The following is a 753-nucleotide window of genomic DNA, read 5'->3' on the forward strand; positions in this document are numbered from 1 at the left end:
CGGGCATGGTGTTCACCGTGTTCGGCGCCACCAGCTCGTCGACGTACAGGGTGTCCTTCAGCGAGGGGTCCTTGACGCCGGTGGAGGCCCACAGCGGGCGCTGCTTGTTGGCCTGTGCCTTGTCCAGGGCTGCCCAGCGGTCGGAGGAGAAGATCTCCTCGTACGCTTCGTAGGCCAGCCGTGCGTTGGCGAGGGCGGACTTGCCCTTGGCGGCCTTCGCCTCGTCGGTGCCGATGGCGTCGAGGCGCTTGTCGATCTCGGTGTCCACGCGGGAGACGAAGAACGAGGCGACCGAGTGGATCTTGGAGAGGTCCAGGCCGGCGGCCTTCGCCTTCTCCAGGCCCGCGAGGTAGGCGTCCATGACCGCGCGGTAGCGCTCCAGCGAGAAGATCAGTGTCACGTTGACGCTGATGCCCCGGCCGATCGTCTCGGTGATCGCCGGGAGGCCCGCCTTGGTGGCGGGGATCTTGATGAGGGTGTTGGGCCGGTCGACCAGCCAGGCGAGCTGCTTGGCCTCGGCGACGGTGGCCAGGGTGTTGTGGGCCAGGCGCGGGTCCACCTCGATGGAGACCCGGCCGTCCTGGCCGCCGGTGGCGTCGAAGACCGGGCGCAGGATGTCGGCGGCGTCACGGACGTCCGCCGTCGTGATCATGCGCAGCGCTTCCTCGACGGTGACCTTACGGGCGGCGAGATCGGTGAGCTGCTGCTCGTAACCATCGCCCGAGGAGATCGCCTTCTGGAAGATCGACGGGT

At 68.3% G+C, this 753-nt stretch carries 1 protein-coding gene; it reads right to left on the reverse strand.

What is annotated here, in order from left to right; genetic code table 11:
* Positions 1 to 753 (reverse strand): transaldolase (tal, locus tag IE145_RS33180; protein WP_189529126.1); only part of this gene is annotated, 753 nt, incomplete at both ends.

This window comes from Streptomyces sindenensis (assembly GCF_014649035.1).
Classification (GTDB): Bacteria; Actinomycetota; Actinomycetes; order Streptomycetales; family Streptomycetaceae; genus Streptomyces; species Streptomyces sindenensis.